We start from the raw sequence: 7409 nt of genomic DNA, 5'->3' as shown, positions 1-7409 counted from the left end.
CGGCTGAAGAGCGCCAGTTTTTGCTGATCGAAGTCGAAATGTTCGCCGAGAGCAACCTGCCGCTGGCCAAGGAGAGACGCGAAGTGCCGGGGAGCTTGGCGGCGCTGTTCAGATCTGTTCGTCCTGAGCCATCAGCGTTGACCGGTGTGGCCGATTCACTGGGCGTGGGCAGCCACGGTTTCTTCCTCAATCGCTTTGAAGGCCAGTTGCACAGCGTGCCGTTCCGCAGCCCGGCCGAGCATTTCAAGCCGAATAATCCCGGCCCGCAGACCGCAGTGGTCGTCACGCCCAGCGGCCATGAAGTGTTTACCGACACCTTGAACCGGATTTGCGTACGCTTTCACTGGGACCGGCTTTCTCAGGATGGCGAGTTGGGTTCCTGCTGGCTGCGCATGATGCAACCGAGCAGCGGACCGGACTGGGGCAGTGTGCATGTGCCGCGTGCCGGTGAAGAGGTGGTCATCACTTTTCTGGACAATGATATTGATCGGCCACTGGTCATGGGGCAGGTCTACGGCGGTCACAAGCCAGCCTGGCACTCCAGCGGTTTGATGGCAGGCTACAAAAGCAAGGAAGTCGGCGGCGGTGGTTTCAACCACTGGGTGATGGACGACTCGACCGGCCAGGTCCGCACTCAGATCCACAGCAGCCACGGGCATACCCAGCTCAACCTCGGTTATTTGATCGACCAGCGAGGCAACAACCGTGGCGGCCTGCGTGGTACGGGTTTCGAGTTACGCACCGATGCCTACGGCGCACTGCGCGCCCAGCAGGGTTTGTACCTCAGCACCTGGAAACGCAGCGGTGCCCAGGGCGCACAGATCGATGCCAGCGAAGCGCAGCAACAACTGAAAAATAGCGAGCAACGCGTCAAGACTCTGTCCGATACCGCCCAACAGCACAACGCCCTGCCCATGCAGGAAGGCCTGGACAGCCTGACACAGCTCAACAGCGATGCCGACGTCACTTACGGCAGCGACGACGGTGCCCCGAGCCAAGGCCCCGGTGAACAGCAACGTAACGGCGGCGACACCGCCTGGGCAATCCGCAGCGGCGGGCGCGGCAAGACACCGGGTTACCAGCAACCTCTGCTGATTGCCTCCTCCCCTGCCGATATCGCCACTGCGACCCCAAAAAGCACCCACCTGCACAGCGGCAAACACCTGACCCTGAGCACTGGCGAAGACGTCAGCATCGCGAGCGGCAAATCCCTGCTGGCCAGCGTCGCGCAAAGCATCAGCCTGTTTGCGCAGAACGCCGGGGCCAAGTTGTTTGCTGCCAAGGGCAAGATTGAGCTACAGGCGCAAAGTGATGCGATGGAGCTAACGGCGCAGCAGAAGGTGATGATTACCTCAACCGCTGCCGGAATAGAAATCGCCGCCCAGGAAGGCATCCTCCTTACCAGCGGTGGCGGCTACATCCGCATCAAGGACGGGAATATCGAGATTCATGCGCCGGGGACGATTGATGTCAAAGGGGCGAAGAAGACGTTTAGCGGGCCGACCAGTCTGTCGCACAGCTATAACGAGATGCCCAAGACCGACTTCGCGGACCCTTATGTGGTTCGCAAACAGAGCACTGGAGAACCTGCTGCTGGTATGAAAGTCGAAGTGACCCGCGCGGATGGGAGTGTCATGCAGTACGTTTCTGATGCCGCTGGGAAGATACCGCTTCAGCAAAGTCAGATTGCAGAATTCGTAAAAATCAAAGTATTAGGAAAGGCATAACCACGTTTTGTCGCCAAAATGTGCTTAGGAGAACGCCATGAGTGAGTCACTGAAGCTAGCGCAGGAACAGAACCCAGACGGAACCACTTCTGCCACAACAACTATGGCAGACTCTAAGCAACAGCAAGAAAAAGAAATAAAGGTAAAATCTGACAAAGTTGTACCCATAGTATTTATTCCAGGAATCATGGGGACAAACCTCTGGAACACCAGAACAAAGAAAATTGCATGGGTCGCTCCCAATACTGATACTGCCCTATCGAAAGTTGCAGCAATTGGGTCCTTCGTATCAGCACTATTTAGTTCAGCAAAGGATCGGCAGAATGATTTAGATGGTAACGGACGGGGCATATCTGTATATAAAGATGCTGCAATCGGTAAAGACGGCCTATATGACCCACTGACTGAAGAAGAGCTTAATCGTCGAGGATGGGGAGGGATCATGAGATCCGCCTATCATCCTATAATGGTGTTGATGCAAAATCAAATGAATACCATTATGGACAGCGGTAAGCTGCAGGGATGGTGGGAAGAAAACGGTAGTTCTCTACCATCGGATTGGGGTGATTGGAATAACAATACACCTTTGGATATGGACGGCATGAAGCATGCTGCAGAAATTCGTTACGAGGTATGGGCCGCAGGATACAACTGGCTTCAATCAAATGCAGATTCGGCAAAAGATATAATCGATTTTATCGATAACACCGTACTCCCCAGCTACTCTACTGCAGATAAAGTAATTATCGTCACTCATTCGATGGGAGGGCTGGTAGCACGTGCAATGGTTGGAGTTCATGGTTATGAAAAAGTTTATGGCGTAATACATGGCGCCATGCCTGCAACTGGGGCGCCTGCAGCATACAGGAGAATACGTGCAGGCTTTGAAGGTGAAGGTATCCAAGGATATATTTCTCGACAAATCCTTGGCCCTACTGCGAAGGAAACAGTAGCAGTGCTAGCTTTTTCAAAAGGTGGCCTAGAGCTTTTGCCCAGTGCCAACTATGACAACGGCGAGAAGTGGTTATTTGCTCGCAAAAGAGATGACTCGGAAAAAAATCTTATTGCTATGCCTCAGGCCGAAAACCCTTATGATGACATCTATAAAACAGATAAGTGGTGGGGACTGATCCCTAAGGAAAACGAAAATCTTATCGACCCCAACAATTTCACAAGCTCCAAAAAAACTAGAGGCTGGGCATCTATTTCCAAAAGACAAATTTTTGAGAAAAATATTGACTCAGTAAAAGCATTTCACTCGGCTATACAGGACGCTTATCATCCAGAGACTTACGTGCATTACTCGGCGGAAGCTCAGGAAGAAGCACTAATAACTTGGAGTGATATCGTCTGGACATCTGACTGGATAGGGTGGGGGGACATTCATGACTTTAAGATTACCAAAGATGACCGCACAGGAAATATAGAGCTAGACCATGGGTACAAGTTCACTTTCGGCCCTAAGACCTCACCTGGCGACGGAACTGTACCAATAGCATCAGCTGCAAGCTCACGGAGCTTTACTAATGTAAAAGCGGCTTTTGCCCATGGGAAAAACTCTCAAAATCACCCGCATGTTTGTAAACCAGGAGTACATAACAATTCATCTGGTTATGCGCACCAGGATGCCTATAACGACCCTGACGGCAGAACACAGTATGCAACTTTGTACAGCGCAGTGAGGATCTCAAAAGATGTGCAAATTTAAAAAACTCACATCCCTATTTACAACCACAAGCATTTTAATATTTACTTTATTGGCCAGTATTGATAGCGGAGCAAACGATATGCCCACCCCAAAAAAACAATTTTACTTTGGCAGATACACATTTGAAGTCGCTACTGACGGCTTGAATATTTGGTCGGCATACAAACTTATCGGCAAAGAAATAAAGCTGGTCGGAAAAAATGGAAAAAAAGATTTAACCACGAAAGTCTCCAGCACTGTAGAAGAAATAAATAAACTTCACAAAGTTGGCTATCCCGGTTACGATCGCACTATAGAATTAGATGGCGGGGGTGCTATTGTAGTATCCAAATCAAACACTTATGATATAGACATATTTTATCTCACCAAGAAAAACACATTATACAAACAGTCTGTAGAAGCCATCCCCCTACAGGAATTAGATAAGGCCGTTGCGCTCGCCAAAGAAATTAACGCGCTAATTACTTACCGTAATCCAGCTGAACGCCCGCCAAATGGAACATTTGCTATTGAAGCGGGGTATATAAATTTGCCTTTGAACGAATTTGAAGAGCAAGTTTCCATCGGATTACCAGTATCATCCGTGCCAGGCATTAATCTGACTTTTGACACTCAGCTCATTGGTGAACCAGAGCCAGGTCTTATAACGCGATACGAACAAAGGACATCAGGCGGCGTATCAACATTGCTCAATAGCATTCTATCCAATTCTTCTGTACTAAGAAAGTCAAAGAAGACCGTTGCAGGATTACCGTTTGAGGAGTTGCTACTCAAGACAAGTGTTGACGGCAGAACGCTTTACTCTTTTCGGCTTGAGTACCCAGGCACCTCAGAGTCAAGCATGGAACCCTACACCGTCATTGAAATGAGCACACTTGATAAAGGTCTAGGCTTCCAAAATGACAGCGATGCAATGCGATTCTGGGATGAGCTTGTTGCAAGCTTGAAGAGGATATGACATTCGGTACCGCCCTCAGCAAGCACGGAAGATTGCTGATGAAGCCGGCGATGGAGCGGTGCCAACACTATCCGGACAAGCGCCTACTGCTCACGTAAAGTTTTCTGCAAAGCTTAAAGGTTTCGCCCACGGCACATCATATGATAACCAAACGGCCAGAGCAGTAACCGTACACTCTATAATAAATATAGCCAAAAAAGCGAAAAATTTATGTTGACCGCTCAACGCAATAAGAACTATGCGATCTTAGTACTCGGCTTTGCCATGAGCCTACTAATTATGTTCATGCTATCTGATAAAGAGGTTCCCTCCAAAATACCAAACACCAAAAGTGCCAAAACATATTCCGCGGCTATCGCTCGTTACAGCGTTGAGATACCAGAGAGCATGAAGCTCGCTGATATTGCACTCAACAAGAATGGCATTCCCATAAAAGTTTACTTTGATTATATAAGACCGCGTGCAGAACGATTAGTCGACAGTTCATTGGCGGCGATAAAAAATTATGAGGCAGGCCGTAAAACTATAGAAAAGCCAGCGGAGATATCACGCCCATCGGACAATGCGTGGCTGATTGCATATAATCACAAACGCCTGACAGGTGTTGATGTCTATGGTGAGCCGATGAATGAGATTTCAAACAGCTCTCTAGGATTTGTGTGGAAAAAAAATATACTGCTGGAGGTAGGTGGAGAGCGCACTTTAGAAGATCCATCTCGCATTGCTTTCTTAATGTCACGCTTTGATGTATCAGATGATGGGAATAGCGGGTTTTGTTTTGTCAAAGGCTGTATTGAAGGTAACGAAAATGAACGTGAGTCCGTAAGTGTTTCTTTTGAAGACACTAACATCAAGGGATTTAATATCGGATTCAACATTGACGTCTATCAAGGTGAACCTAACCTTCCACTTTCTGATCGGACGCCCAGCATCCCTGACTTGGAATTACCTGGCGCGTTAAAGTGGCTCAGTGACTCGGACAATAGAATCAAGAAATTTAAAAATTCCAGTAGAATGATACACGATTTTAACGGAGAAGAGATCATTGAAGGCACTACTCAAAAGTTGAATGGCACGTACCTAACTGAAATCACCGGTATGTGGTACTACCCCGGCATGCCGGAAGACATTCAGAAACCAGAAATCAGGATAACAGGGACTTACTCGTTCACCTCCGATCATTTACCTGACAACGCCCCTAGTTTTCCAAATCGATCACAAGACGGTTTGACTGAAGAGGAATTCCTCTCAGCTTGGAACAATTTGCTTGAGTCTTTCCATCCGAATAAATTCTAAAACTCGCTAAAATTTAGAATATCGAGAATACATGAGAAACTTATTAAAATTCATAAAATTCTGCATATTTTCGGCAATATTAATTACTATTCATAGCAAGCCAACCTTAGCTCAAGAGAGCAAAGCAAATAACATGACTACCGAAAAATGGGATACGCATTACTTTGGAAGATTCAAACTAGAGCTTCCTGTAAACTCTAAAATTCTAACCGACTATAAGATATACAACGAAAAAGTAGAGCTTGTTAGCAAAAATGGAAAGTCTGATTTGAGCTCGTTTGTCGATCAAACAATTGAAGAACTAAAAAAAGGAACTGCTTATGGGACATCAAGCAGATATGAAAAAACCATACCCCTTAGTAATGGTAGCGTGTTAATACTTTCCAAACTAGATAAGCTCTATACGTTTCATGCCTATCTACTTACATCAAAGAACACACTTTATCGGATGCTAGTAAAGTCAATTTCAGCTAAAGGAATAGATGGCGCCATCAATAAAACCCGGTTAATAAGTGAATCCATATTTTTTAGGCGACCACAAGACGCTCCACCCCAAGGCGCTTTTGCTTTAGAAGCAGGTTATACCACACTAGGGACAACCCAATCCTTGGAAGGTATTTACATGGGAGCACAAATCTCAACGCACCCAGGAACGTTTGTTAGTCTACTGACCCAACGAATCGTTGAACATGATGACACGTTAATAAAACGTTTTGAAAATGAAAGCGGCGGCCTTATTCCAGGTATGGCAGAACTATTGAGTAAAACAAAAACGCTTAGGAAAAGGACACGTATGATTGGTGATTTTAAAGCAGAAGAAGTCGCTGTAACAACATTAATAGATGGAAAACGATTTTACACTTTTCAGATCGAATACGAGGGACAGATAAAATCAAATATTCGTCCATTTATAGATCTAAGACTGGGCACACATGAAGTTGGAAGCGACTTTAAATCCGACGAAGAAGCTTTGGCCTTTTGGGATAAGGTAGTAGACAGCCTGAAACCGCTTCCCTGACTTGGCTATCTATACAGCAATAAAAAATAAAATAAATGGAACAATTTAATGCCCGACTTTATAGGCTATATACTAATTGCTCTAACCCTAGCATTGCCACTCTACGGAGCTTGCTATGCACCGTTCAAAATACTGACGTTTCTGGTAAACGGCAAAAACCCACTAAACCACATTTTGCGATATCAGTGTTTCATCTCATGCGTCTTGTCTTTCATCGCTGCTTTTTGCGCATTTTTCTTATACTTGGCGACACGTGGCAATTACGACTTTCTCATGCCCGTGGCATGCTACTTTTTCATCCAGGCGGTTTCGATGCTTATAATGACGATAAAGGCAAAGACATCCATCTAAAAGAAACACATGGACGACAATCCATGTTAGATCAGGGATTCGAGACCATTCCAGGTAGGGGAGCTACACCATGGATCTGACATTCGGTACCGCCCTCAGCCAGAGCGGACGCCTGCTGCAACTCACCACGCCGCTGGGCGAGCATCAGCTCCAGGCCCTGCGCGTACACGGGGTCGAGCGCATCGGCCGTGTGCCCCGCTACACCCTCGACGTGGTGGTGCAGGACACCGAATACGATCCTGAAAAACTCATCGGCCAGCCGGTCAGCCTGGCGATTCTCTGCGATGACGGTTCTCCCGCGCAACGTCATGGCCTGGTCGAGAGCGTGCGCTATCTGGGCAATGACGGCGG

At 47.2% G+C, this 7409-nt stretch carries 6 protein-coding genes; all 6 read left to right on the top strand.

Annotation, left to right across the window (positions count from 1 at the left end; all coding sequences use genetic code 11):
• Positions 1-1727: DUF2345 domain-containing protein (locus BT119_RS26110; protein WP_256573037.1), on the top strand; the 1727-nt coding region annotated here is incomplete at its 5' end.
• A gap of 37 nt (positions 1728-1764) precedes the next feature.
• Positions 1765-3435 carry an alpha/beta hydrolase gene (locus tag BT119_RS26105; protein ID WP_072367194.1) on the top strand — a complete coding sequence of 557 codons (1671 nt, stop codon included), beginning with the start codon at positions 1765-1767 and terminating at the stop codon, positions 3433-3435.
• A 79-nt stretch (positions 3436-3514) separates the two neighbouring features.
• Positions 3515-4393, top strand: a complete 879-nt coding sequence (locus tag BT119_RS26100) for a T6SS immunity protein Tli4 family protein (RefSeq protein WP_139271390.1) — start codon at positions 3515-3517, stop codon at positions 4391-4393.
• Between the two features lie 210 nt (positions 4394-4603).
• Entirely contained in the window at positions 4604-5689 is a 1086-nt protein-coding gene (locus tag BT119_RS26090; protein WP_256573036.1) for a T6SS immunity protein Tli4 family protein, read from the top strand.
• Positions 5690-5822: 133 nt separating this feature from the next.
• On the top strand, positions 5823-6707 hold the full coding sequence (locus BT119_RS26085; protein ID WP_072367195.1) for a T6SS immunity protein Tli4 family protein: 885 nt from the start codon (positions 5823-5825) through the stop codon (positions 6705-6707).
• A gap of 421 nt (positions 6708-7128) precedes the next feature.
• The coding region (locus BT119_RS27335; RefSeq protein ID WP_256573035.1) for a contractile injection system protein, VgrG/Pvc8 family at positions 7129-7409 on the top strand (281 nt) is incomplete at its 3' end.

Source organism: Pseudomonas sp. NFACC10-1, from assembly GCF_900119195.1.
GTDB classification, from domain to species: domain Bacteria; phylum Pseudomonadota; class Gammaproteobacteria; order Pseudomonadales; family Pseudomonadaceae; genus Aquipseudomonas; species Aquipseudomonas cerasi.
Note: the sequence above shows the minus strand (reverse complement) of the source record. Positions and strands in the feature narration are given on the sequence as shown.